The organism is Motiliproteus coralliicola, from assembly GCF_003345655.1.
GTDB classification, from domain to species: domain Bacteria; phylum Pseudomonadota; class Gammaproteobacteria; order Pseudomonadales; family Balneatricaceae; genus Motiliproteus; species Motiliproteus coralliicola.
This window is the reverse complement of record NZ_QQOH01000004.1, coordinates 171,143-193,470: the sequence shown is the minus strand read 5'-3', so window position 1 is coordinate 193,470 and position 22,328 is coordinate 171,143. Positions and strand designations below refer to the sequence as shown.

Below are 22,328 nucleotides of genomic sequence, written 5' to 3'. Positions count from 1 at the left end.
GCCGGGTTGTTCTCAACCACGGCTCAACGCTTACCCAGGGCATTCACCAGCGCCCCGCCAATAATGAGGGCGCCCCCAAGCCAGGTCGCCAGCGACGGGATCTCCTCGAAAAACACCCACCCCAGTACAAAGGCGAAGATCACCTGAACGTAGGAGTAGGCGGTCGCCTTGCCGGCCGACTCATGTTGCATCGCCTTGGTCAGTCCGACCTGGCCCAGCTGGGTGAAAATCCCCACCAGCACTAACAACCCAAACGCCTCGGGCCCCGGCATCACAAAGTCATCACCAAGCAGCAACAACGAAAGCGGCAACGCGATCAAAGGGAAATAGAAGATAATCACCGAGCTGTCTTCGACCCGGCTCAGCCGTCGAACGATCACGTAGGCCAGCGCACTGCCAAACGATCCCAGCAAAGCCGCCACCAAACTCAGCGGCGGCAGCGACCCGACCTGCTGCGCCAGCAATCCAGGATTGATGATCACCACCAGGCCGGCCAAGCTTAGACAAATACAGAGCAAGGTGGCCCGCTGAATCCGCTCTTTCAGAAACAGCCAGGCCAACACCGCGGTAAAGGCCGGATGCAGGTACTGCAGCAAGGTCGCACTGGCCAACGGCATGGTCGTGACCGCATAAAACACACAAACCAACGCCAACGCGCCGACAATACCCCGCGCCAGCAGCAATGTATGATGTTGTCCCCAGATGGAGATCTTCTTGCGCTTGACGTCCAGGTAGCTGATCAACAGCGACACCAACGCCCGCGCCGCCACGATCTCCAGTACCGGAATGCCGTAGCCGGCCACCTGCTTGACGCAGGCCGCCATCAGCGCAAAACCGAGCGCCGACAGCAGCATGTAGCGAATTCCGGCCGGAATCGCCTGAAACTGGCTGGCGATCATTGACGGTCGGCCTTAGAGGAGGATTCCGAGGATGTTTGAGCTGCCGGCTTGGGTGCACCCAGTCGCTGCAAGCCCAACCCGGTCAAAATCAGCCCCAACCCGACCAGGGTGGAGGCCAGAATCGGTTCATCCAGAATCGTCGAGATCAGCACCAGCGACAGCAACGGCGAGATAAAGATCAGGTTGGCGATACGGGCGGTGCTGCCGGTCAGCTTCATCGCCAGCAGCCAGAACACGAAGCTCAGTCCCATCTCGAACAGGCCGACATAGCCCGCGCCCCAGAGGCCGCGCCAATCCAACGAGCTCAGCTCACCGGTCAGAGCGCAGTACACCAGCAGCAACAGGATACCGACGCTGACATTCATAAACAGACTCGCCACCGGTTCGCGGGTGTCGCGGGTATTCAGGATCCAGTACAACGCCCAGATCAGGGTACTGGCCAGCGCCAGCAACACCCCTGTCAGATTATCGAATTGCAGCCCCAGTAGGTCTCCTCGGGTGGCAATCACCAGCACACCGCTGTAACAGACCAGCGCCGCGATCAACTCGATCGGCCGAAGCCGGTGCCCCAGCAACGGCACCGCCAACAGCGACAGTGTCAGTGCCCAGGTGTAGTTCAGCGCCTGGGCCTCCTGGGCCGGCAACTGATCGTAGGCCTGGAACAACACCAGATAGTACAGCGTCGGATTCAGCGCCCCCAGCAGCAGGCTGATCCGCCAATGCTGACGAAACTGGCTAAACAGGCCGGTCAATTCCCCCCGCCAGGCCAACAGACCGCCGAGAAACAACCACGAGAAGAGGCTGGCGAACAGCACCAACTGGGCCGGGCTGAAATACTCCAGACTGAGCTTGAACGCGGTGGCGACGGTAGACCAACAGAGTACCGCACCGAGCCCGAACAGATCCGCCCGCCGCTGCTGCAGCGGTTCAACAGCAGTGCCGGTCATTGGAGTTGCTCGTGGCGGAAACAGTCGGTGGTGTGGTCGTTGACCATCCCGGTGGCCTGCATAAAGGCGTAGCAGATGGTCGGACCGACAAAGCGGAAGCCGCGTTTCTTCAGATCCTTGCTTAGCCGCACGGCCAGTTCGGTGGAAGCCGGTACCTCGGCCAGCGAGGCCCACGAATTCTGGATCGGCTGGTTGTCTACCCATCCCCAGATATAGGCATCGAAACTACCGAACTCCTTCTGTACCTCCAGAAAGGCGCGGGCATTGGAGACCGACGCCTCGACCTTGAGGCGGTTACGGACAATCCCCGGGTCGGCCAACAACGCTTCGATCTTATCCGGGCCGTATTCGGCCACCTTGACCGGATCAAACTGATCGTAGACCCGACGATAGTGCTCGCGCTTGTTCAGAATGGTGATCCAACTCAGCCCAGCCTGGGCTCCCTCGAGAATCAAAAACTCGAACAGCAGCTGCTCATCGTGCAGCGGTACGCCCCACTCCTGATCGTGGTATTGCTGGTAGAGTTCACTGGCGGAGCACCATTCACAACGTGTGGTCATCGGCAGGTCATCCCTGATTGGATAAAAAAGAACGCAGTATAGACCGGCTTTCCGGTCTATACCCCGCGGGTTCGCGCAACAGCTTTAGTGCTTGTTTTTCGACGGCATCGGCACGAAGTTGATCACCTGCTCGTCGCTGTTCAATTGGGGCTCAGCCGTGCGTGGCTGGTTGACCCGGGTCTCCATCTCTTCGGGTCCGCTGAGGCCGTCCAGTCGCATCGCGTCGGTGTAACCGCACTGGATACACTCACGATGCTCTTGCACCTCGTCACGCCAGGTACGCAATTTGTCCATTTCACCACAGCGCGGACAGACCGCCCCGGCGACAAAACGCTTGATCGGTTTGGTCATTACTTATCCCCCGCTGCAGGAATGCCGCTGTGACGTAACAGCGCATCGACTTCGGGCTCACGGCCCCGGAACGCCTTGAACAGCGCCATCGGCTCGCGCGAACCGCCCTGCTCCAGAATCTCGTGCAGGAAAGATCGCCCGGTCTCTTTGTTGAACACCCCCTCCTCTTCGAAGCGGGAGAACGCATCGGCCGACAGCACCTCGGCCCACTTGTAGCTGTAATACCCGGCTGCGTAGCCACCGGCGAAAATGTGCGAGAAGCCGTGCTGGAAGCGATTGAAGGCCGGTGCTTGTACCACCGCCGTTTCGGCCCGAACCTGATTCAACAATGCCTGTACATCGGTGGCCGATTGTCCCTCAGACGCCGGTTGATAATCCCGGTGCAGCAGGAAGTCGAACAGCGAAAACTCCAGCTGCCGAACCATCAGCATTCCGGATTGGAAGTTCTTGGCCGCCAGCATCGCCTCCAGCAGTTCGGCCGGTAGCGGCTCGCCGGTTTCGAAATGACCCGAAATCCGCGCCAGCGCCTGGGGCTCCCAGCACCAGTTCTCCAGGAACTGGCTCGGCAATTCGACCGCGTCCCAGGCCACCCCGTTGATACCGGACACCCCGGCCCACTCGATCCGGGTCAGCATATGGTGCAGGCCATGGCCGAACTCGTGGAACAGGGTGGTGACCTCGTTATGGGTCAGCAGTGCCGGTTGATCGCCAACCGGCGGATTGAAGTTGCAGACCAGGTAGGCCACCGGTAGCTGCATCGCGCCGTCATCGAGCCGGCGTCGCACCCGGCACTCGTCCATCCAGGCGCCGCCGCGCTTGTGGGAGCGGGCATAGAGATCCAGGTAGAAGTGGGCGATCACCTCGCCATCGCGCTTGAGCGCAAAGCGGCGGGCATCCGGGTGCCAGAGCCCCTCGGAGTCTTCGGCCTCAACCTCGATATCAAACAGCTCAGCTGCAATCCCGAACAGGCCATCCAGCACCTTGTTGACCGGGAAGTAGGGGCGCAGCTGCTCCTGCGACAGGGCATAGCGCTGCTGGCGCAATTTATCGCCGTAGTAGCCCACATCCCAGGCTTCTAGGGTATCGATCCCATCCTGCTCGCGGGCAAACGCCGCCAGCTCGTCCAGCTCGGTCTGCGCCATCGATCGGCTCTTGCTGGCCAGATCGCGGAGGAAGCCGACCACCTGGTCGCTGCTTTCGGCCATCTTGGTCGCCAGCGAGTAGTCGGCGTAGTTGGCAAAACCGAGCAACTGGGCCAGCTCATGGCGCAACACCAGGATCTCATCGATCAGCGGACCGTTGTCCCACTGTCCGGCGTGGGGACCCTGATCCGACGCCCGGGTCGAGAACGCCTCGTAGACCTCCCGTCGCAGTTCACGATCATCGGCGTAGCTGATCACGGCAAAGTAGCTGGGAAAATCCAGCGTCAACAGATAGCCGTCCAGTTCCCGGGCCTGAGCGGCCTGGGCCGCCGCGTCGATGGCGCTGTCGGGCAGACCGGTCAGCACCTCCTTGTTATCCAGCTGCTTGCTCCAGCCGTTGGTGGCATCGAGCACGTTTTCGGAGAACTTGCTGGTCAGCTCCGACAGTCGCTTCTTCAACTCACCGTAACGACTACGCTGCGGGTCGGGCAGGTCGATGCCGGACAGGCGGAAGTCCCGCAGCGCGTGCTCCACCAGGGTCCGCTGCGACTGCGCCAGATCGGCGAAGCCATCGCTGTCGGCCAACTCCCGATAGGCATTGAACAGCGCCTCGTTCTGGCCCATCTCGGTGTGGTATTCGGTCAGCTTCGGCAGCACCGCGTTATAGGCCTGACGCAGCTCGTCACTGTTAACCACCGAATTCATATGACTCACCGGCGACCAGGCCTGGCCGAGCCGATCCTCGATCGCTTCGAGCTGTTGAACCAGGGTCCAGTCGCAGGGAGGATCCTGCAGCAGTTTATCCAACTCGGCGCGGGCATCGGCCAGCAGCTGGTCAAACGCCGGCTCGATCTGATCCGGCTGGATCTGTTGGAAGGGAGGGAAGGTGTGGGATTGCAACAGCGGGTTGGTCATAGAGATTCCGACTTGGCGCTAATGGATCGAGGCTCCGGATGAAGCCATAATGGCATCCCCGCAGTTTACTGGAGCCTGCCCGGCATGAAAATCCGCAGTTACCAAGGTATGACCCCCAAACTCGGCCAGCGAGTGCTGGTTGACCCCAGCGCCGTGGTGCTCGGCGATGTCGAAATCGGCGATGACAGCTCGATCTGGCCGCTGGTCGTCGTGCGTGGCGACATGCACCGTATCCGCATCGGCGCCCGAACCAGCATCCAGGACGGCTCGGTACTGCATATCACCCACGCCGGCCCCTACAACCCGGATGGCTTCCCGTTGATCATCGGCTCCGATGTCACCGTCGGTCACCAGGCGATGCTGCACGGTTGCACCATCGGTGACCGGGTACTGGTGGGCATGGGCGCAATGGTGATGGACGGCGCGGTGGTCGAAGATGACGTGGTGATCGGGGCCGGTTCGCTGGTGCCGCCCGGAAAAACACTCGAGAGTGGCCACCTCTACGTCGGCCGCCCGGCCAAGCAGGTGCGCAAGCTGACCGACAAGGAGATGAGTTTCTTCACCTACACCGCCGGCAACTACGTCAAACTCAAGGACAAGCACCTGAGCGAGCCCTACGCCAGCGAGGAATAAGCGGCCATGGATCTATCACCCTCGAATTACCACCATCGGGACAGTCAGGGAAACAAACTGGATTTGCCGGTCGGCAAAGTGGTCTGCGTCGGCCGCAACTACGCCGAGCACGCCCGCGAACTGAACAACCCGGTGCCCGAACGGCCACTGCTGTTTATCAAACCGGCCACGGCGTTGGTCGACCTGTGCCAACCGATTCAGCTCGACCCCGAACGCGGCCCGACCCATTTCGAAACCGAACTGGCACTGCTGATCGGCCAACCACTGACCCGAGCCAGACCTGAGCAGGCCTGTGACGCCATCGCCGCCGTCGGGCTGGGGCTGGACCTGACCCTGCGGGAGCTGCAGAGCGAGCTAAAGCAAAAAGGCCACCCCTGGGAGCTGGCCAAAGCATTCGACGGCAGCTGCCCTATCAGCCCGCTAGTGCCGCTCGAGTCTATTGAGAGCCTCGATGACTGTCGGCTCCAGCTCCTGCTCGATTCAGAGTTACGCCAGGATGGATCGGCCCGGCAGATGATCACCCCCATTGCCGAACTGCTGGCCTATATCAGTCGCCATTTTACCCTGCAGCCGGGAGATCTGGTGCTGACCGGCACCCCGGCGGGGGTTGGCCAACTGCAGGTTGGGCAGCAGTTGGAGTTGCGGTTGTTGGAGGGTGAGAAGTTATTGAAGGAATGGCGGACGGAAGTGCTCTGATTGCTAGGCTTTTGCGTCAGCTCTGGATTAATGCGTTGGCGGATAGTTTTTATTGCGCTCCCCCGAGCGCGTTCATTTCTTTTGCCCGGGCAAAAGAAACCGAACCAAAGAAAAGCCGCCCCACTTGCTTGGTCGGCTTCGCCGACTTCGTTGCGCGTTGAACTGCCCGATGGGCTATGACGGAAACTCGCTCGCTACGCTCACTCAGACAGCCGTCTTCGCTGATCCATCGATCCGATCAATGCTCACCGGCGCAAAAGGGGAAGTGGGTGTTAATCCTGAGAAAGCGTGGTGTCGGCTGGCTCGGACTCAACCGCCCTTGACGTAGCCGAGCATTGGCTTTGGAAATGGATCAGCACCGATTACTGTCTGAGGCCGTAGGCCGAGTTCAATCGGTGCCCATTTACGAGGACTATGTGAAGGGGATCGGCGAAGCCGACAAGTCATCGGGCTAGCGTTTTCTTGCTTCGTTCTTTTCCGCAATGCGAAAAGAATGAAGGCGCTCGAGAGAGCGTAATCAACACTATCGAACAATCAAATATCCCAGGAAAAACAACAAGGTTTAGAGCTAACCTTGTTCCAACCTCTCAATCCGCGCCCGTAATCGATCCGCATCCAACCGCAGCTGATCGACTTCGTCGTAGAAGCCCTCCAGCTCAGCCCGACTCGGCTGCACCCGGATCTCCTCGTGGAGCCAGTTATCCAGATCGTCTAGCAGGTTATTGGAGGCATCTTTCAGGTTGCTACGCCCCTTGTTAAGCAGGTTCAGTAGTACCTGGGCAGGGGCATCACCGATGCAATCACCAATCAGCCCACCCCAATCCAGATCCAGTTGCTGGGCTATCTGTCGTAGCTGATTGGCCAGCAGGGTATCGCCGCGCAGCTCGACCCGACCTTCGAAGGCCAGTTGCGGATCCATCATCAATGCCAGCAGCTCGGAGGCGCTGCCTTCGATCTCGCAGTCGACCTGTTCGATGGCAGCCCCATCGCACAGATTGACCCCTTCTGGCCCCAACTCGACCACCAGGTTCAAGGCGGGGAAAGGTAGCAGCAGACGCAGGCGCTTACCTTGGAGGTCGGCCAATCGCCGTTGAGCTACCGGATCCCGGGCAATCGCTTTATTGATGCTCAGCTCCAGCAGGATGCCGGCTTCGCTTTCCAGCCAGGATTTCAGCATCGTTACCGCCCTCCGCCGCAGCCGCCACCACCGCAGCCGCGGGCTGCCGGTTTGGGTTGATTGTCGCCCGGCTGTGGCTCGCGGCTGGCACCGGCCTGCTCGAGTTGATCCAGATAGCGCTGCCAGTACCGATCCCGGTTCTGGCACAGTTCGTACAGGTAATCCCAGCTATAAAGACCAGAATCGTGGCCGTCGTCGAAGACCAGCTTGAGGGCGTAATTGCCGCTGGGTTCGACGCCAACCAGTCCGACGTCCCGCTTGCCGGTCTGCAGCACCGGATTGCCGTGGCCACGGACCTCCGCCGACGGCGAGTGAACCCGTAGGTACTCGGCATCCAGCCGGTAGGCATCACCGTCATAGCCTAATTCGAGCTGTTTCGACTTCAGGTGCAGGGCGATCTGAGTTGGGCGCATAGGGCTCACCTAAGAGTGTCAAATAACTTACAGAATATACTGACTCAGATCTTCATCCTGGGCCAGCTCTCCCAGCGCCTTCTCGACGTAATCGGCATCCACCACCAGTTGGTTGGCACCGCCGTCACCGGCACTGAAAGAGATCTCTTCGAGCAGCCGCTCCATCATCGTGTGGAGTCGGCGGGCGCCGATATTCTCAGTACGCTCGTTCACATCGAACGCCATCTGGGCCACTTTTTCGATCCCATCGGCCTGGAACGACAGCTCGACCCCTTCGGTGCCCAGCAGCGCTTGATACTGTTCGGTCAGCGAGGCATCCGGTTCGGTCAGGATGCGCTTGAAGTCATCCGGCGTCAGCGCCTGCAGCTCAACTCGGATCGGCAACCGGCCCTGAAGCTCCGGAATCAGATCGGACGGCTTCGACAGGTGGAAGGCGCCAGAGGCGATAAACAGGATGTGGTCGGTCTTGATCATGCCGTACTTGGTGTTGACGGTGCAGCCTTCGATCAGCGGCAGCAGGTCGCGCTGAACCCCTTCGCGGGAGACATCGCCACCACCGGCACTTTCGGCCCGCTTGGTAACCTTGTCGATCTCGTCCAGGAACACGATACCGTTCTGCTCCACCAACTCGACCGCACGCTGCTTCAGATCGTCCTCTTTGATCAGTGCCGCGGCTTCTTCGTCGCGCAGCTGCTTCAGCGCATCCTTGACCTTCAGGCGACGGGTCTTGCGCTTTTCACCGCCCAGGTTGGAGAACATGTTCTGCAACTGGCTGGTCATCTCTTCCATCCCCGGAGGGGCCATGATCTCGACACCCATCGGCGTGGCGCTGACCTCAACATCGATCTCTTTGTCGTCCAGGTCCCCTTCGCGCAGCTTCTTACGGAACAGCTGGCGGGTGCTGCTCTCTTCGCGCACCGGCGCCTCATCACCGCGGGGCGGCGGCAGCAACGCGTCGAGAATTCGCTCTTCGGCGGCATCCTCGGCCCGGTGGGAGACTTTCTCCATCTCCTTCTCGCGCAGCATCTTGATCGACATATCGACCAGATCACGCACGATAGACTCAACATCGCGGCCGACATAGCCAACTTCGGTGAACTTGGTCGCTTCCACCTTGATAAAAGGAGCGTTAGCCAGCTTTGCCAGACGGCGGGCGATCTCGGTCTTACCCACCCCGGTAGGGCCGATCATCAGAATATTCTTGGGCGAGATCTCGGCTCGCATCGCATCGTCCAGCTGCATCCGGCGCCAGCGGTTACGCAGTGCGATTGCAACGGCGCGCTTGGCATCGGCCTGGCCGACGATATGGTTGTCCAGCTCATGGACGATTTCACGGGGGGTCATCTGGGACATGGGTTGGGTCTCTATATCAGCTCAGGGCTGTATTCAGCTCAAAGCCATTCAGTTCAGGCTAATCGGTAAGACAACGACGCTCAGGCGTCGATCCCCTCGAGCACTTCGATATTCAGATTATGGTTGGTGAAGACGCAGATATCGGCCGCCAGGTTCAGGCTCTTCTCGACGATATCACGGGCACTCAGGTCGGTATTTTCCAGCAACGCGCGGGCCGCTGCCTGGGCGAAGTTGCCGCCCGAACCGATCGCCACCAGGCCGTGCTCGGGTTCCACCACATCACCATTGCCGGTAATGATCAGCGAGGCCTGTGCATTGGCCACCACCAGCATCGCCTCCAGACGACGCAGCGCCCGGTCGGAGCGCCACTCTTTGGCCATCTCCACCGCGGCCTTGGTTAGATTGCCCTGAAACTTCTCCAGCTGGGCCTCGAAACGCTCGAACAGCGTAAATGCATCGGCGGTACCGCCGGCAAATCCGGCAATCACTTCGCCTTTGTAGAGTCGGCGTACCTTGCGAGCGTTGCCCTTCATAACGGTATTGCCGAGGGACACCTGGCCGTCACCGCCGAGCACAACTTGATCGCCACGGCGGACGGATACGATGGTAGTCATAGTTTGCGCCTTATTAGGGGAGCCGATCGAATCGCTCGGTTCCCGATGAATCAATTACTGCCAATATGGCTCCAAACCGGGCTTTTTCAAGCCCTGAGACAGCGATCTGAACCAATGGCATCGAGTAAACAGCGAATCTGTCCAAACGAACTGTTACTGGAACTTATTGCTTGCCTAGAGTTTGACCTGCATAGGTTGCAGATTCATGCGCACCAGCTTGTCGTAAGCCTTATTGAGTTTGGATCGTGAAGGGAAGGGACCGGTTCGGACTCGGTACCAGACCGTACCGTTGGACGAAACCACCTTGCTGGAGGTAACGTTCGGCAACCCGGCCAGCAACAGCTTGGCCCGCAATCTGTCGGCATCCTGGGCACTCTTGAATGAACCAGCCTGCAACAGGTAGTTACTGTAAGCGGCGGCGGATTTCGGGGTCGACTTGTAGGCTTCAACCTCCGGCGCTACTACCTCTGACTTGGGCAGCAGCTCGTAAAACTTGTAGATATCGTCCTTCTCGAACTCCGGTTCCGCTGGCTTCTTTACTACCGGTTTAGCGGGCGATTTGACCGGCTGCTCAACCTGCTCTTGTGATTGTGGCGACTTCGGCGAGGCAGGATCGGACCCGATCGTGGTCAGGAAGTAAAGACCGTAGCCCAACCCGCCCAACAGCAACAGGATAACCAACAACGGCCATAACGGGCGACGAGGCTTGGGTGGCGGCTTCGGGCTGGTTTTTCGGGCAGCAGGCTTGCTGGCGTTCTGTCTGCGTTTTGCGTAATCGTGGGCCATCGGCGGTACTGTCGGTTTCCATCGGTGCGGCTGCCGCCGGGTGGTTTGATTGGGTTAGGTTGCTTATTGCTGAAGCGGTTCCATTATCACCAGATTACTATCCGGTTCCAAGCATGGAACGTCTCGCTTCTGAGCCCGATCAATTAAAAATTATCGATTGGATCCACATCCAACGACCAACGCACCTTGCGGGCCTGGGGCCACTCTTCCAGGGTCCGGCTCAGCCAGCTCAGCAACGGATGCAATGGCTTGCGTTGATCGGCCTCGATTAACAGCTGGGCCCGGTAGCGTCCGGCCCGTTTCTCCATCGGCGACGGCAGCGGGCCAAGCCAGCTGACTCCCGGCCAGTCGTGCTGTTCGATCAGCTCGCGCACCCACTGCAGGAAGATCTCCGCCCGCCCCTGCGCAACTGCTTCGGCCCGCAGCATCACTAGATATCGATAGGGAGGCAGCTTGGCCAAGCGCCGGTCCGATAGCTCCTGACGGGCAAACTCGGTGTAGTCCTGCTCGATCAAGCTACGCAGCCGAGGGTGTTCGGCATGGTGGGTCTGCATGATCACATGGCCCGGGTGCTCGGCCCGCCCTGCCCGACCGGCCACCTGCAACACCAACTGCGCGGTTTTCTCCATACCGCGGAAATCGGCACTGAACAGGCCTCCATCGGCATCCAGAATCGCCACCAGCGTGACCTTGGGAAAATGGTGGCCCTTGGCCAGCATCTGGGTACCGACCAGAATACAGGGGCCACCTTCGTTAACCTGCTCCAGGATCTTCTGCAACGCGTGTTTGCGCTGGGTGCTGTCGCGATCGACCCGTAGCACAGGGTAATTCTCAAACAATCGCTGTAGCGTCGCTTCGGTGCGCTCGGTACCGGCGCCCTGGGCATTCAGATCGGTACTGTTGCACTCACCGCAACGGCCGGTCAGCGGCAGCTGCAGGTCGCAATGATGGCAATGCAATCGTGCCGGCGAGCGATGCAGGGTCAAGCGCGCATCGCACTGGGGGCAATCGGCCACCCAACCGCAGTCATGGCACATCAGGCTGGGGGCAAAGCCGCGCCGATTCAGAAACACCAGTACCTGCTCGTTACGGGCCAGGTGTAGACCGATGCGCTGGATCAACGGCTCCGACAGCCCTTCGTCGAGGGGCTGGTGGCAGATATCCAGCAGTTCAAAGCTCGGCGCCCGGGCACCACCGGCCCGCTGGCTGAGTTTGAGCCAACGGTAGCGACCTTCGATCGCGTTATGCAGGCTTTCCAATGACGGCGTCGCACTGCCGAGCAACACCGGTATCTGCTCCCGTTGAGCACGCATCACCGCCAGATCACGGGCCGAGTAGCGAAATCCCTCCTGCTGTTTAAAGGAGCCGTCGTGTTCCTCGTCGATCACGATCATCCCCGGCCGTGCCAGCGGCGTCAGCACCGCCGAGCGGGTACCGATCACGATTCCGGCCATCCCACGGCCAGCCTGCAACCAGGCATCGAGCCGCTCACGATCGTTCAGCCCCGAATGCAACGCCACCACCGGCACCCGAAAGCGGGCACGAAACCGGCTCACGGTCTGCGGGGTCAGGCCGATCTCCGGCACCAGTACCAGCGATTGCCGCCCTTGGCGCAGTTGGGCTTCGATCAGCTGTAGATAGACCTCGGTCTTACCGCTACCGGTCACGCCCTGCAACAGGCTGCAGCTGAACCCAGTCTGATTCTCGTTAAGCTGGTCGAGCACCTGCTGCTGCTGCTCATTCAACGGCAACGGGCTCTGCTGCAAGGGATCCCCTTCGGGCCAATGCAGCGGCTCCATCGGTCGCTCCTGGCGTGAGATAAAACCCCGGTCATGCAGTGCCCGGACCAGGGCGCTGGAAAACTGCTGGGCCCTCAACGCCTCGTCGGCTAAACCATGGGGATGCTGCATCAATAGCTGTAGCAGCGCCTGTTGTCGCGGCGCATTTTTCAGTTGATCTGGCTCGACGCCATCATTGACGACCCAGCAATGCTCGCTGCGAAATTCCGCCGCCTCCCCCTGCCGTAACAGCACCGGCAGGAAGGTTGCCAGTACCTCGCCAGGCGGGTAGTGATAATAACTGGCCGACCAGAGCGCCAGCTCCAACAACGGTAACGGCAGCACCGGCTGCTCATCGAGGCACTCCAATGCCGCTCGCAGCTTGTTTTCCGGGACATCACTCTGATCGACCCGATCCACCACCACACCAATCAGCTGGCGCCGGCCGAAAGGCACCCGCAGCCGCTGGCCGGGACCGATCGAGGCCGCCGTTTCCGGGGGTAGATAGTCAAAGTAGCGCCGCAACGGCGAGGGCAGAGCCACCCGCAGCAGCCAACCGGATCGGGACATCACCGCCTGTCCTTATAAATGAAAGGGCCTGAGCATCAGGATGCCGCATTGTAGCAACCCTGCCGCAGACTCTGAACTCGGCCTATCAACTCGTCCGCCTAAGCCAGATAATTAACTTGCGCCCTCAACGGGCACTGTTATAGAATCCGCCGCCTGGTTGTAGCGTACAGTTTTCGTACAGCTACAGAACGTGCGGTGCTCAGTGAAAAAGCTGAGAGGGCGGCACTTAAAACATCGAGGCTTTATCATGAAATCTGGTATCCATCCCGAATACAAAGAAATCACTGCAACCTGCAGCTGCGGCAACGTCATCAAGACCCGTTCCACCGGTTCTGACCTGCACCTGGACGTTTGCAGCTCTTGCCACCCGTTCTACACCGGCAAGCAGAAGGTTGTTGACACCGCTGGTCGTATCGATCGCTTCAACAAGCGTTTCGGCAGCCGCAGCCTGAAGAAGTAATTCGGCGACGCTATGCGAATCCCAAGAAAGGCGCTTTTGATAAGCGCCTTTCTTTTTGTCTATCTGTTACCGCAAACCTCTCCCTCCCAGGCCAACCAGCCACCAACCCATAGTTGCCCGCCACCGCAAAGCCCAAAAGCCGTGACCATCACAACAGTGATCGACGGCGACACGGTGATACTCGGCGATGGCAAACATCTGCGTCTAATCGGCATCAACACCCCAGAGCTCGACCACCAGCAGGGCCGCCACCAACCGCTGGCTCAAGCCGCCCGACAGCAGTTGCAACAGCTGCTGGAAGCCCCAGGGCTCCAGCTGCAGCTAGGAAGCCAATCCAAGGATCGCCATGGCCGGCTATTGGGCCATCTCTATCTGGCCGACGGTCGCAATGTCGAAGCCGAGCTGCTCCGGCAGGGACTTGGCTTTGCGCTGAGCATCGCCCCCAACCTGGACCTTCGGCACTGTCACCGGCAAGCTGAGCAGCAGGCCCGATCGGAGCGGCGAGGAGTCTGGCGGTTAGAGACTTATCGGCCCAAGCTTGTCACCGAGTTGAATCACACCGATGGCGGCTTCGGCCTATTCCGGGGTCGGATCAGCCGCATCGGTAAGCTGAGACGGGGCCATTTTATCGAGCTGGATGACAAAATTTTTGTTGCAGCGCAGGGTCAGGCCAGTGGCTGGATTCAGGATAATTTTGTGCAACTGCAAAAAAATTCCTGGATCGAAATTCGTGGTTGGCTTTCAGTTCGGCGACTGTCGAAACAGCAAAAAACCCGCGGTTTTCTTCCTTTTTCACTAAAGCTTAACCATTCCGACGGTCTAATACTCTGCAAAAATCGTTGTTAAGTACTATTTCATTCTACTGGCCAGAAACTGACCATAAACCCTCAAGAGCCGATTCTACGCGGCCTGTGGGCTGATGCTTTGTTGAGCACCGTGCGACTTTCGTTTATGATCGCCGGCCACTCGTACTTTTTGGATGCTAAAAAAAATGACCGATCAAGACCTGAATAAGCGCGCGCTGGAGTACCACCAGTACCCCAAGCCGGGAAAAATCAGCATCGAACTGACCAAGCCGGCGGAAACCGCCGACGACCTGGCACTGGCTTACAGCCCGGGTGTGGCCGAGCCGGTACGCGCTATCGCCGAAAACCCCAACGATGCCTATAAGTACACCAACAAGGGCAATCTGGTCGCGGTCATCTCCAACGGCTCCGCTATTCTGGGCCTGGGTAACTTGGGCGCACTGGCTTCTAAGCCGGTCATGGAAGGTAAGGCGCTGCTGTTCAAGCGCTTCGCCGGTCTCGACTCAATCGATATCGAAGTCGAAAACGAAAGCCCGCAGGCATTCTGTGATACCGTCGCCCGTATCGCCTGCTCCTTCGGTGGTATCAACCTGGAAGATATCAAAGCTCCGGAATGCTTCGAGATCGAGCGTCAGCTGATCGAACGCCTGCAGATCCCGGTCTTCCACGACGATCAGCACGGTACCGCCATCGTCACCGTGGCTGGCCTGCTGAACGCGATCGAGCTGTCCGGTAAGAACATCGAAGAGGTCAAGGTCGTCTGTCTGGGCGCCGGCGCCGCCGCCACCGCCTGTCTGCGTCTGATGATCACCGCCGGTATCCGCCGTCACAACATCATCGCCTGTGACCGCCGTGGTGTTATCCATGACGGCCGTGGTGACCTGACCCCGGAAAAAGCGATGTTTGCCGCGATCCAGACCGATTGCCGGACCCTGGAAGACGCCATCAACGGCGCCGATGTCTTCCTCGGCCTGGCCGGTGCCAACCAGTTGTCAGCCGAGCAGCTGAAGACCATGGCCCCGAACCCGATCGTATTTGCCTGCGCCAACCCGGATCCGGAGATCCGTCCGGAGCTGGCCCACAGCACCCGTGACGACGTGATCATGGCCACTGGCCGTTCCGACTACCCGAACCAGGTCAACAACGTCCTCTGCTTCCCGTACATCTTCCGTGGTGCCATGGACGTGCGTGCCCGTCACATCACCCACGAAATGAAGATGGCCGCCGTCTACGCCATCGCCGAGCTGGCCAAAGAGCCGGTTCCTCAGGAGGTTCTGGACGCCTACGGTCTGGAGTCACTGGAGTTCGGTCACGAGTACATCATTCCGAAGCCCAACGATCCGCGCCTGCTGGGCAAGGTATCGATGGCGGTTGCCGAAGCGGCGATCGAGATCGGTGTTGCTCGTCTGCCTCTGCCTGAGAACTACCCGCTCAGCGGCCTGGAAGACGTCTAAGCACGCTCGCATCCGTACGAAAAAGGGCTCCCCGGTGCAAACCGGGGAGCCCTTTTTTGTTGTGCGGGAGTAACTGCTCCGGGAATTAGCCTTTGGCTGCTTCCAGGGCCTGCTCCAGGTCGGCGATGATGTCGTCGATGTGCTCGATACCTACAGAGATCCGCACCATATCGACACTCACACCAGCAGCCGCCAGCTCTTCCGGGGACAGCTGACGGTGGGTGGTGCTGGCCGGGTGGCAGGCCAATGACTTGGCATCACCGATGTTGACCAGTCGAGTGATCAGTTGCAGCGCATCGATAAAGCGCGCCCCCGCCTCGACACCGCCCTTGACCCCGAAACTCAGAATGCCTGACGGCTTGCCGCCGACGTACTTCTGCGCCAGCTCATAACCTTCGTTGCCTTCCAGACCGGCGTAGTTGACCCACTCGACCTGATCATGGCCGGACAGGTATTGGGCCACCTTCATGGCGTTGTCGCAGTGGCGCTCCATCCGCAGCGGCAGGGTTTCGATGCCCTGCAGGATCTGGAACGCATTCATCGGAGAGATCGCCGCACCGGTATTGCGCAGTGGCACCACGCGACAGCGACCGATAAAGGCCGCCGGACCCAGGGCCTCGGTATAGACCACACCGTGGTAGGAGGGATCCGGTTCGTTCAGCATCGGGAAGCGTTCTTTGTGCTCGGCCCAGGGGAACTTGCCCGAGTCGACCACCACGCCGCCGATGGAGGTCCCATGACCACCGATATACTTGGTCAGCGAGTGAACCACGATATCGGCACCGTACTCGAACGGACGCAGCAGGCAGGGGGTTGCCACTGTGTTATCGACCACCAGTGGGACTCCGTGACGGTGGGCGACTTCGGCCAGCCCTTCGATATCGACCACGTTACCCAGCGGGTTACCAATCGATTCGCAGAACACCGCCTTGGTTTTATCGTCGATCAGCGCTTCCAAAGCCGCCAGATCGTCATGGGGAGCCATCCGCACATCGATACCCTGACGCGGCAGGGTATGGGCGAACAGGTTGTAGGTACCACCATACAGCTTGTTGATGCTGACGATATTGTCGCCGGCCTCGGCCAGGGTCTGGATGGTGTAAGTGATAGCCGCCATCCCGGATGCCAGTGCCAGCGCACCGATGCCGCCCTCCAGATCCGCAACCCGCTGCTCCAGCACTGCCGTGGTGGGGTTCATGATCCGGGTGTAGATATTGCCCTGCACCTTGAGATCGAACAGGTCGGCGCCGTGCTGGGTGTCGTCGAAGGCGTAGGAGGTGGTCTGGTAGATCGGTACCGCAACCGCTTTGGTGGTGGGATCGGGCTGATAACCGCTGTGGATCGCTTGGGTTTCCAATTTCATGTGGAGCAACTCCGCTTCTTAGATGGCAGGTTAAGGAATCCCTAGACTAGCTCAAGCCTAGACGCGCTTAAATAGGCCCATGTTATGATCTGCGCTTTATTTTTTAGTGGGAATTCAGCCTCATGGCTAAAGCCAAAACCGCTTACGTTTGTAATGACTGCGGCTCCGATTACGCCAAGTGGCAGGGGCAATGCAGCGACTGCGGCGCCTGGAACACGCTCAGTGAAGTTCGCCTGGGCAGCAGTCCCAGCGCCGCCCGCGAACGCTTCAGCGGTTATGACGGCGGTGCTGGCCAGCAGGGTAAGGTGCAGAAGCTGGCCGAAGTTGACCTGGCCGACCTGCCCCGTTTCAGCACCGAAAACAGCGAGCTGGATCGGGTGCTTGGTGGCGGTCTGGTTCCCGGCTCGGCCATTCTGATCGGCGGTCACCCCGGCGCCGGCAAGAGTACCCTGCTGCTGCAGGTCCTGTGCGAGCTCGCCAACAAGTACGAAGCCCTCTACGTCACCGGCGAAGAATCGCTGCAACAGGTGGCCCTGCGGGCCAAGCGACTCGGCCTGCCGACCGATAAACTCAACATGCTGTCGGAAACCTCGGTCGAGCAGTTGGTGCAGATCGCCCAGCAGCACCAACCCAAGGTGATGGTGGTGGACTCGATCCAGGTAATGCACATGGCCGATGTACAGTCGGCACCGGGCAGCGTGTCCCAGGTGCGTGAAAGCGCCGCCTACCTGACCCGTTTCGCCAAGCAGACCCACACCGTGCTGTTTCTGGTCGGCCATGTCACCAAGGACGGCTCCCTGGCCGGCCCAAAGGTGCTTGAGCATATGATCGACTGCTCACTGCTGCTTGAAGGTGGTCACGACAGTCGTTTCCGCACCCTGCGCGGGCAGAAAAACCGTTTCGGCGCGGTCAACGAGCTGGGCGTGTTCGCGATGATGGAGTCGGGCCTGAAAGAGGTCAAAAACCCCAGTGCGATCTTCCTCAACCGCACCCAGGAGGCCAGTGCCGGCTCGCTGGTGATGGTGGTCTGGGAGGGTACCCGACCGATGCTGGTGGAGATTCAAGCGCTGGTGGACGAGTCCCATCTCAACAACCCCCGTCGCATCGCGGTGGGATTGGATCAAAACCGGCTCGGCATGCTACTGGCGGTGCTACACCGGCATGGCGGCCTACACACCGGCGATCAGGACGTGTTCGTCAACGTGGTGGGCGGTGTGCGAGTCGCCGAGACCAGTGCCGACCTGGCGCTGCTACTGTCGGTGGTCTCCAGTTTCCGCGATCAGACTCTGCCGCAGAACCTGGTGGTGTTCGGGGAAGTAGGGCTGGCGGGCGAGATCCGTCCGGTACTCAGCGGCCAGGAGCGAATCCGTGAAGCCGCCAAACATGGCTTTCAACGGGCTATCGTCCCGAAGGGCAATCTGCCCAAGGATAAAATCGAAGGGATGGAAGTGATCGGGGTGGAGAAACTCTCGGAAGCGCTGGAGGCGATCTGAATCGCCACCGTGCTATTGCGCTTCGATCAGGTGATCCAGCTCGCGCTCCAACAGGCTGTCGTCGCCCAGGTTGAGCTCCACCAGCCGACGTAGATGGGTGATGCTGTCCAGATCGATCGGGCCGCAGGCACAGCCCAGATAGTTGGCGTCGATGCGTTTGAGTACCACCGGCAGCACCAGTTGCACATCGCTATCCAGCCAGCACTCAACGATCAGCTCCGCTCCCGCGTCGGCCTCGAATCCCGCCGGATGACTTAGCAGAACTCCCTTGAGGGAGATATCGGTGATCTCGACTATCCAACGCTGATCCCCCAGCCGTAGCTCGGCTTCGGCGTCAAAGGCGATTCGGGTAAAACGACGACGCTCTTGGCTCTGTGGTTGGCCTTCTTGTTGGCTCAAAGCGGCACCCCTTATCTAACGACAACTGACAGATTTTGCTCTGCAAACTATAAACCCTATCCGAAGGTGGTGCACTCGCAAAACCTGAGCCGGGTCAAAAGGGGGATAAACAGTGACGCTGCGAGGGGACTAGCGTTGCACTCGCAGGGTCAGTTTGCGGATCGCCTGATCCAGACCACTGCCGCAGGTCGCGGTGGACTCGATGGTGAAGTAATCGATTCCATCGACGCTGACATTGGGGCAATTCAACTGCAGCGTGCAGCTTTGCAGCTCTGCCGGCGGCAGCTGACTGGGCAACGCACTGCAGTCCGAGGCACTTTCCAACAGCAGGTGACTGATCGCCATCTGGCCGCCGCTTTCGGCCAACAGGAATGCCCTGACCGACATCAGCTCGTAACCGTAGGACTCCTTACTGCTGACCACCAGACTCGACAGCCCCACCACCACCACAGCCATGATGGTAATCACAAAGATAGCCGACATCAGCCCCAGACCTTGCTGGGCCTTGCGCGGTACCAGTCTATGCTGGCGCTTCAGAGACGATTTAAGGAGCATTGCGTAACTGCACCTCGTGAATGATCGACACCCCCTCGCCACGCTCGCGCAGATCCAGATTCATCTGCACCAAGGCATTGCGCTGCAGCGTGGCCGGAATCACGACAAAACTGCCGCTGGCGCCGTTAGCCAGCAGAGCGCGCTTGGGGGTCTGCTCGTTACCGCTACCGAATCCGCCAGGCGACGGCTGGGAAACCAGATAGTCGTAATCACTGTAGCGGAACAACTGAGTTCCACTGAAACAGAAACTGACCGGATCATCGACCATAAACCAGCGCCGGCTCGGTGACTCCAGCGGAAAACGATGGGCCCGCGACAGCTGCACGTCGATTTCAACGCTGTCTTCCAACGCGCTCTGACTGCTGCTGACCTGAGGCGAGATACTCGACATCGCCGCCGACGTAGTCGCCAGGGTGTAAACCTCGGCGGTACTGATCGGATACACCGCCACCCGACCAATCGAGGGTGCTGCACCACTGCTGAACGGGATCGAGCTGAAGCTGCTGGATGCACTGGTCAACGGAATCCGGGTATAGATCGAGCCTCCCAGGACCGGTACAAACTCCAGACACTGCTGATCAGCCGAAACGCGCACACTGTTGGGCAGTGCGTTACGCAACTCCCGCGAAATCCGCTCCACCACCGCACGGGCCGCCGAACCCTGCCGATCCCGCAACGCGGTACTGACATAGCTGTCGGAGGTATTGACGATAAACTGCGACACCCCTACGCCCAGTACCGCCATCACCACGATCACCACCACCAGCTCGACCAGAGTAAAGCCCTGGTTCGATCGCAATCCGGCGAGGCGGCGCATCAGAAATTCCCCCGATAGACACTGAACACCAACGGCCGCTGCCCCGGCGGTGTCACCCGAATCTGAATTCGTTTGCCATCGGTATCACTGACCAGGCCGATCTCGTTACCGGCATGGAAGACATCTACTTCGACCCGATAGCCGTTGTAATCCGCTCGAGCAGTGCCTTGGGCATCCAATGGTGGCTGATCATCCAGATCATGGTAATCATCCACATCATCGAAGGTATTGACGCCAGCGGTGCGCTGCTCACCGGTTTCTGATCCCAGTGTGCCGCTGCAGGATGCCGCTGATGCGGTGCCGCAGGGTGGCTGACCGCCGATCGGTGTCGCCTCGTCAAACCGTTTGGTCATGATCTCGTCGCTGTAAGCCTGTACCAGCTCGACTGTCTTGGTTTGCCACAGGGTATCGGCACCGAACTGGGCGCTGAACTGGAGCGACTGGGCCACCGTCACCAACGCGATCGCCAGAATCGCAATGGTGATCACCATCTCGATCAGCGTAAAGCCCTGGAAACGACGTTCCGGGTTAGTTCTGCGTACAGACAAGCGCACTCTCCGCCAGGTAGGCAAAACCGGCCAGGGTGATACAGACAATATCACCGCCGCTGTTGAAGGAAAGATTCGTGGTCACACCCCCTGCCAGGTTGCCGAGGTTGTCATAACTGAGACTGTAGGCGCCGATCGGTGAACCATCGGGATCTATCAGCGTAATTGAGCCCGGATCGACACGTTGCTGCTTTAATAGCTGGCCGTTGGCCCGGATCTCAAACAGATACTCACCGGCATTGGTAGAAAGTTGCAGCTGGATGTTTTGATCGTGGCGGTTGAGGGCCGCCTGCTGAGCCTGACGGGCGCTGCTGATCAGCAGGTCTTTGACCTGTAGGGAGCGGAAGATCTGTACATCGCCGAAGCGGGAGATCGCCACCGCCGACAGGATGCCGAGCAGCACGATAATGACCACCAGCTCGACCAGGGTAAAGCCCGCCGAATGGGTCCGGCGGACTTTTATCAAGCTCACTGCTTGTGATTAGTTACCGTCGGCGTTGACAGTAACTTCGCGGGTAGAGCTATTGTAAGTAATAGTTCGCTGACCACCATTATCATTTGGTGTGCGGTAGGTGTAGATACATTCCGGAGAGGTGCCACCAATGGTGTAATCCGAGTCAGCACCAGATACCGTGGGCGCATTGGCCTGCAGCAGATTGGTCCAGACGTCTTCACAGTCCAACACCGCAGCATTGCCCACACTCATGGCGCCACCAGACGCATTCACGTGCAAGGTGCCGTTTCCGAAGCCATCGACAGCACCACTAACCACTCCCTCTGCGATCGCTTGAGCCCGAATTAGCGCTACACCTGTTGCAAAGCCGGCACCGGCACCGCTAACGGCCGCAGTATGGGCATCTTCGGTCACATCGATAAAGCGGGGCAGCGCCACCGCTGACAGGATACCCAATAGGGCAATAACCACGATCAATTCAATAATCGTGAAACCAGACTGTTTAGCCTTCATACAAGCTCCTTAAAGATACCGCCGAAAGATTTACTTGGAACGGTACTCCAGTTAGTCGTTGAGTCAATCCCTGACACAAAAAATGATTCAGACTCAAGCGATTATATCCTCTAGTACAGAGGAATAAACTCCAATCGCAGCGTCTGTTGATCTCGGTTATTAGGGTTATCGGCCCGGCTCCGCAACAGCTTTAACTCGAAACCGACTCGATCATCCGGCGCCTGCTCAAACCCCGGCATCGCCTGACGATAGCGAAAACGGTAAAACAGCGCCCGCTGATCGAGGTCAAAGTACCAGTTGCCTGGCTCGGCCTGCTGTGCGGCCAGGCCACTCAATTCACCCAGATAGTTGCTCGGCGGCACCATCGCGCTATCCAGTAATACCATCGGGTTGGTGCCATCCAGATCCTCCAGCCGACGACCCGCTCGGCCGCTGATCGCATCGCTCATGGCCAGATTGACCCCGGCCTGCAGCCAACCACGGACACCATTGAACGCCGCGATCTCGGCATCGACCACAAGGCTCATATACTGGCGATAGCTGGCAGTGGCAACCACCAGAATCACCAGTCCGACCACGACCAACTCCAGCAGTGAAAAACCGCTCTGCCGTCTCTTTAAATCCGGCTGCAT

At 59.4% G+C, this 22,328-nt stretch carries 25 protein-coding genes; 6 read left to right on the top strand and 19 right to left on the bottom strand.

Features of this window, described 5'->3' with window-relative positions; all coding sequences use genetic code 11:
- Nucleotides 1-23: 23 nt before the first annotated feature.
- The 5 genes from DV711_RS14815 to prlC all read right to left on the bottom strand — a co-directional run bounded on the left by DV711_RS14815 (nucleotide 24) and on the right by prlC (nucleotide 4,814).
- Entirely contained in the window at nucleotides 24-899 is an 876-nt protein-coding gene (locus tag DV711_RS14815; protein WP_114696501.1) for a DMT family transporter, read from the bottom strand.
- On the bottom strand, nucleotides 896-1,846 hold the full coding sequence (locus DV711_RS14810; RefSeq protein ID WP_114696500.1) for a DMT family transporter: 951 nt from the start codon (nucleotides 1,844-1,846) through the stop codon (nucleotides 896-898). The genes DV711_RS14815 and DV711_RS14810 overlap by 4 nt, the downstream gene beginning before the upstream one ends.
- Nucleotides 1,843-2,406, bottom strand: a complete 564-nt coding sequence (locus tag DV711_RS14805) for a DNA-3-methyladenine glycosylase I (RefSeq protein ID WP_114696499.1) — start codon at nucleotides 2,404-2,406, stop codon at nucleotides 1,843-1,845. Before DV711_RS14805 ends, DV711_RS14810 begins: the two co-directional genes overlap by 4 nt.
- Nucleotides 2,407-2,490: 84 nt before the next feature.
- On the bottom strand, nucleotides 2,491-2,757 hold the full coding sequence (locus DV711_RS14800; RefSeq protein WP_114696498.1) for a YheV family putative zinc ribbon protein: 267 nt from the start codon (nucleotides 2,755-2,757) through the stop codon (nucleotides 2,491-2,493).
- Nucleotides 2,757-4,814 carry an oligopeptidase A gene (gene prlC / locus DV711_RS14795; RefSeq protein WP_114696497.1) on the bottom strand — a complete coding sequence of 686 codons (2,058 nt, stop codon included), beginning with the start codon at nucleotides 4,812-4,814 and terminating at the stop codon, nucleotides 2,757-2,759. The genes DV711_RS14800 and prlC overlap by 1 nt, the downstream gene beginning before the upstream one ends.
- A gap of 84 nt (nucleotides 4,815-4,898) precedes the next feature.
- Here prlC and DV711_RS14790 point away from each other — a divergent pair, with 84 nt between their 5' ends.
- Together DV711_RS14790 and DV711_RS14785 are read left to right on the top strand one after the other, a co-directional pair.
- Nucleotides 4,899-5,447, top strand: coding sequence for a gamma carbonic anhydrase family protein (locus DV711_RS14790; protein ID WP_114696496.1), 549 nt, complete (start codon nucleotides 4,899-4,901; stop codon nucleotides 5,445-5,447).
- Nucleotides 5,448-5,453: 6 nt separating this feature from the next.
- Nucleotides 5,454-6,143: a fumarylacetoacetate hydrolase family protein gene (locus DV711_RS14785; RefSeq protein WP_114696495.1), complete on the top strand. Its 690-nt coding sequence runs from the start codon at nucleotides 5,454-5,456 to the stop codon at nucleotides 6,141-6,143.
- Nucleotides 6,144-6,711: 568 nt separating this feature from the next.
- Here the strand turns inward: DV711_RS14785 and DV711_RS14780 are convergent.
- The 6 genes from DV711_RS14780 to DV711_RS14755 form a co-directional block, all read right to left on the bottom strand.
- Entirely contained in the window at nucleotides 6,712-7,320 is a 609-nt protein-coding gene (locus DV711_RS14780) for a ubiquinone biosynthesis accessory factor UbiJ (RefSeq protein ID WP_114696494.1), read from the bottom strand.
- A 2-nt stretch (nucleotides 7,321-7,322) separates the two neighbouring features.
- On the bottom strand, nucleotides 7,323-7,733 hold the full coding sequence (locus DV711_RS14775; RefSeq protein ID WP_114696493.1) for a gamma-butyrobetaine hydroxylase family protein: 411 nt from the start codon (nucleotides 7,731-7,733) through the stop codon (nucleotides 7,323-7,325).
- Between the two features lie 27 nt (nucleotides 7,734-7,760).
- The gene (gene hslU, locus DV711_RS14770; RefSeq protein ID WP_114696492.1) at nucleotides 7,761-9,086 is read right to left on the bottom strand and encodes an ATP-dependent protease ATPase subunit HslU; all 1,326 of its coding nucleotides are present in this window, start codon (nucleotides 9,084-9,086) and stop codon (nucleotides 7,761-7,763) included.
- An 80-nt stretch (nucleotides 9,087-9,166) separates the two neighbouring features.
- Entirely contained in the window at nucleotides 9,167-9,700 is a 534-nt protein-coding gene (hslV, locus tag DV711_RS14765; protein ID WP_114696790.1) for an ATP-dependent protease subunit HslV, read from the bottom strand.
- A 174-nt stretch (nucleotides 9,701-9,874) separates the two neighbouring features.
- Nucleotides 9,875-10,486, bottom strand: a complete 612-nt coding sequence (locus tag DV711_RS14760; RefSeq protein WP_114696491.1) for an SPOR domain-containing protein — start codon at nucleotides 10,484-10,486, stop codon at nucleotides 9,875-9,877.
- Between the two features lie 143 nt (nucleotides 10,487-10,629).
- Nucleotides 10,630-12,834, bottom strand: coding sequence for a primosomal protein N' (locus DV711_RS14755; protein WP_114696490.1), 2,205 nt, complete (start codon nucleotides 12,832-12,834; stop codon nucleotides 10,630-10,632).
- A gap of 247 nt (nucleotides 12,835-13,081) precedes the next feature.
- Here DV711_RS14755 and rpmE point away from each other — a divergent pair, with 247 nt between their 5' ends.
- From rpmE to DV711_RS14740, 3 genes are all read left to right on the top strand, one after another.
- Nucleotides 13,082-13,294 carry a 50S ribosomal protein L31 gene (gene rpmE, locus DV711_RS14750; RefSeq protein WP_114696489.1) on the top strand — a complete coding sequence of 71 codons (213 nt, stop codon included), beginning with the start codon at nucleotides 13,082-13,084 and terminating at the stop codon, nucleotides 13,292-13,294.
- A 141-nt stretch (nucleotides 13,295-13,435) separates the two neighbouring features.
- On the top strand, nucleotides 13,436-14,140 hold the full coding sequence (locus DV711_RS14745; RefSeq protein WP_165840131.1) for a thermonuclease family protein: 705 nt from the start codon (nucleotides 13,436-13,438) through the stop codon (nucleotides 14,138-14,140).
- 145 nt (nucleotides 14,141-14,285) lie between these two features.
- The gene (locus DV711_RS14740) at nucleotides 14,286-15,554 is read left to right on the top strand and encodes a malic enzyme-like NAD(P)-binding protein (RefSeq protein ID WP_114696487.1); all 1,269 of its coding nucleotides are present in this window, start codon (nucleotides 14,286-14,288) and stop codon (nucleotides 15,552-15,554) included.
- A gap of 85 nt (nucleotides 15,555-15,639) precedes the next feature.
- Here DV711_RS14740 and DV711_RS14735 read toward each other — a convergent pair whose 3' ends face one another.
- A complete protein-coding gene (locus DV711_RS14735; RefSeq protein ID WP_114696486.1) occupies nucleotides 15,640-16,917 on the bottom strand; it encodes a bifunctional O-acetylhomoserine aminocarboxypropyltransferase/cysteine synthase in 1,278 nt (425 codons plus the stop codon).
- Nucleotides 16,918-17,039: 122 nt separating this feature from the next.
- Here DV711_RS14735 and radA point away from each other — a divergent pair, with 122 nt between their 5' ends.
- Nucleotides 17,040-18,410: a DNA repair protein RadA gene (radA, locus tag DV711_RS14730; protein WP_114696485.1), complete on the top strand. Its 1,371-nt coding sequence runs from the start codon at nucleotides 17,040-17,042 to the stop codon at nucleotides 18,408-18,410.
- A 12-nt stretch (nucleotides 18,411-18,422) separates the two neighbouring features.
- Here the strand turns inward: radA and DV711_RS14725 are convergent, their stop codons facing one another.
- The 7 genes from DV711_RS14725 to DV711_RS14695 all read right to left on the bottom strand — a co-directional run bounded on the left by DV711_RS14725 (nucleotide 18,423) and on the right by DV711_RS14695 (nucleotide 22,328).
- On the bottom strand, nucleotides 18,423-18,809 hold the full coding sequence (locus DV711_RS14725) for a PilZ domain-containing protein (protein ID WP_114696484.1): 387 nt from the start codon (nucleotides 18,807-18,809) through the stop codon (nucleotides 18,423-18,425).
- A gap of 129 nt (nucleotides 18,810-18,938) precedes the next feature.
- Entirely contained in the window at nucleotides 18,939-19,364 is a 426-nt protein-coding gene (locus tag DV711_RS14720) for a hypothetical protein (RefSeq protein WP_114696483.1), read from the bottom strand.
- Complete coding sequence (locus tag DV711_RS14715) at nucleotides 19,354-20,181, bottom strand: prepilin-type N-terminal cleavage/methylation domain-containing protein (RefSeq protein ID WP_114696482.1); 828 nt, start codon at nucleotides 20,179-20,181, stop codon at nucleotides 19,354-19,356. Before DV711_RS14715 ends, DV711_RS14720 begins: the two co-directional genes overlap by 11 nt.
- Complete coding sequence (locus DV711_RS14710; protein ID WP_165840130.1) at nucleotides 20,181-20,729, bottom strand: type IV pilus modification PilV family protein; 549 nt, start codon at nucleotides 20,727-20,729, stop codon at nucleotides 20,181-20,183. Before DV711_RS14710 ends, DV711_RS14715 begins: the two co-directional genes overlap by 1 nt.
- Nucleotides 20,710-21,195 carry a pilus assembly FimT family protein gene (locus DV711_RS14705; RefSeq protein ID WP_207802651.1) on the bottom strand — a complete coding sequence of 162 codons (486 nt, stop codon included), beginning with the start codon at nucleotides 21,193-21,195 and terminating at the stop codon, nucleotides 20,710-20,712. Before DV711_RS14705 ends, DV711_RS14710 begins: the two co-directional genes overlap by 20 nt.
- 15 nt (nucleotides 21,196-21,210) lie before the next feature.
- Nucleotides 21,211-21,696 (bottom strand): pilus assembly FimT family protein, encoded by a 486-nt coding sequence (locus DV711_RS19705; protein WP_114696480.1) that lies wholly within the window; start codon nucleotides 21,694-21,696, stop codon nucleotides 21,211-21,213.
- 110 nt (nucleotides 21,697-21,806) lie between these two features.
- The gene (locus DV711_RS14695; protein ID WP_114696479.1) at nucleotides 21,807-22,328 is read right to left on the bottom strand and encodes a prepilin-type N-terminal cleavage/methylation domain-containing protein; all 522 of its coding nucleotides are present in this window, start codon (nucleotides 22,326-22,328) and stop codon (nucleotides 21,807-21,809) included.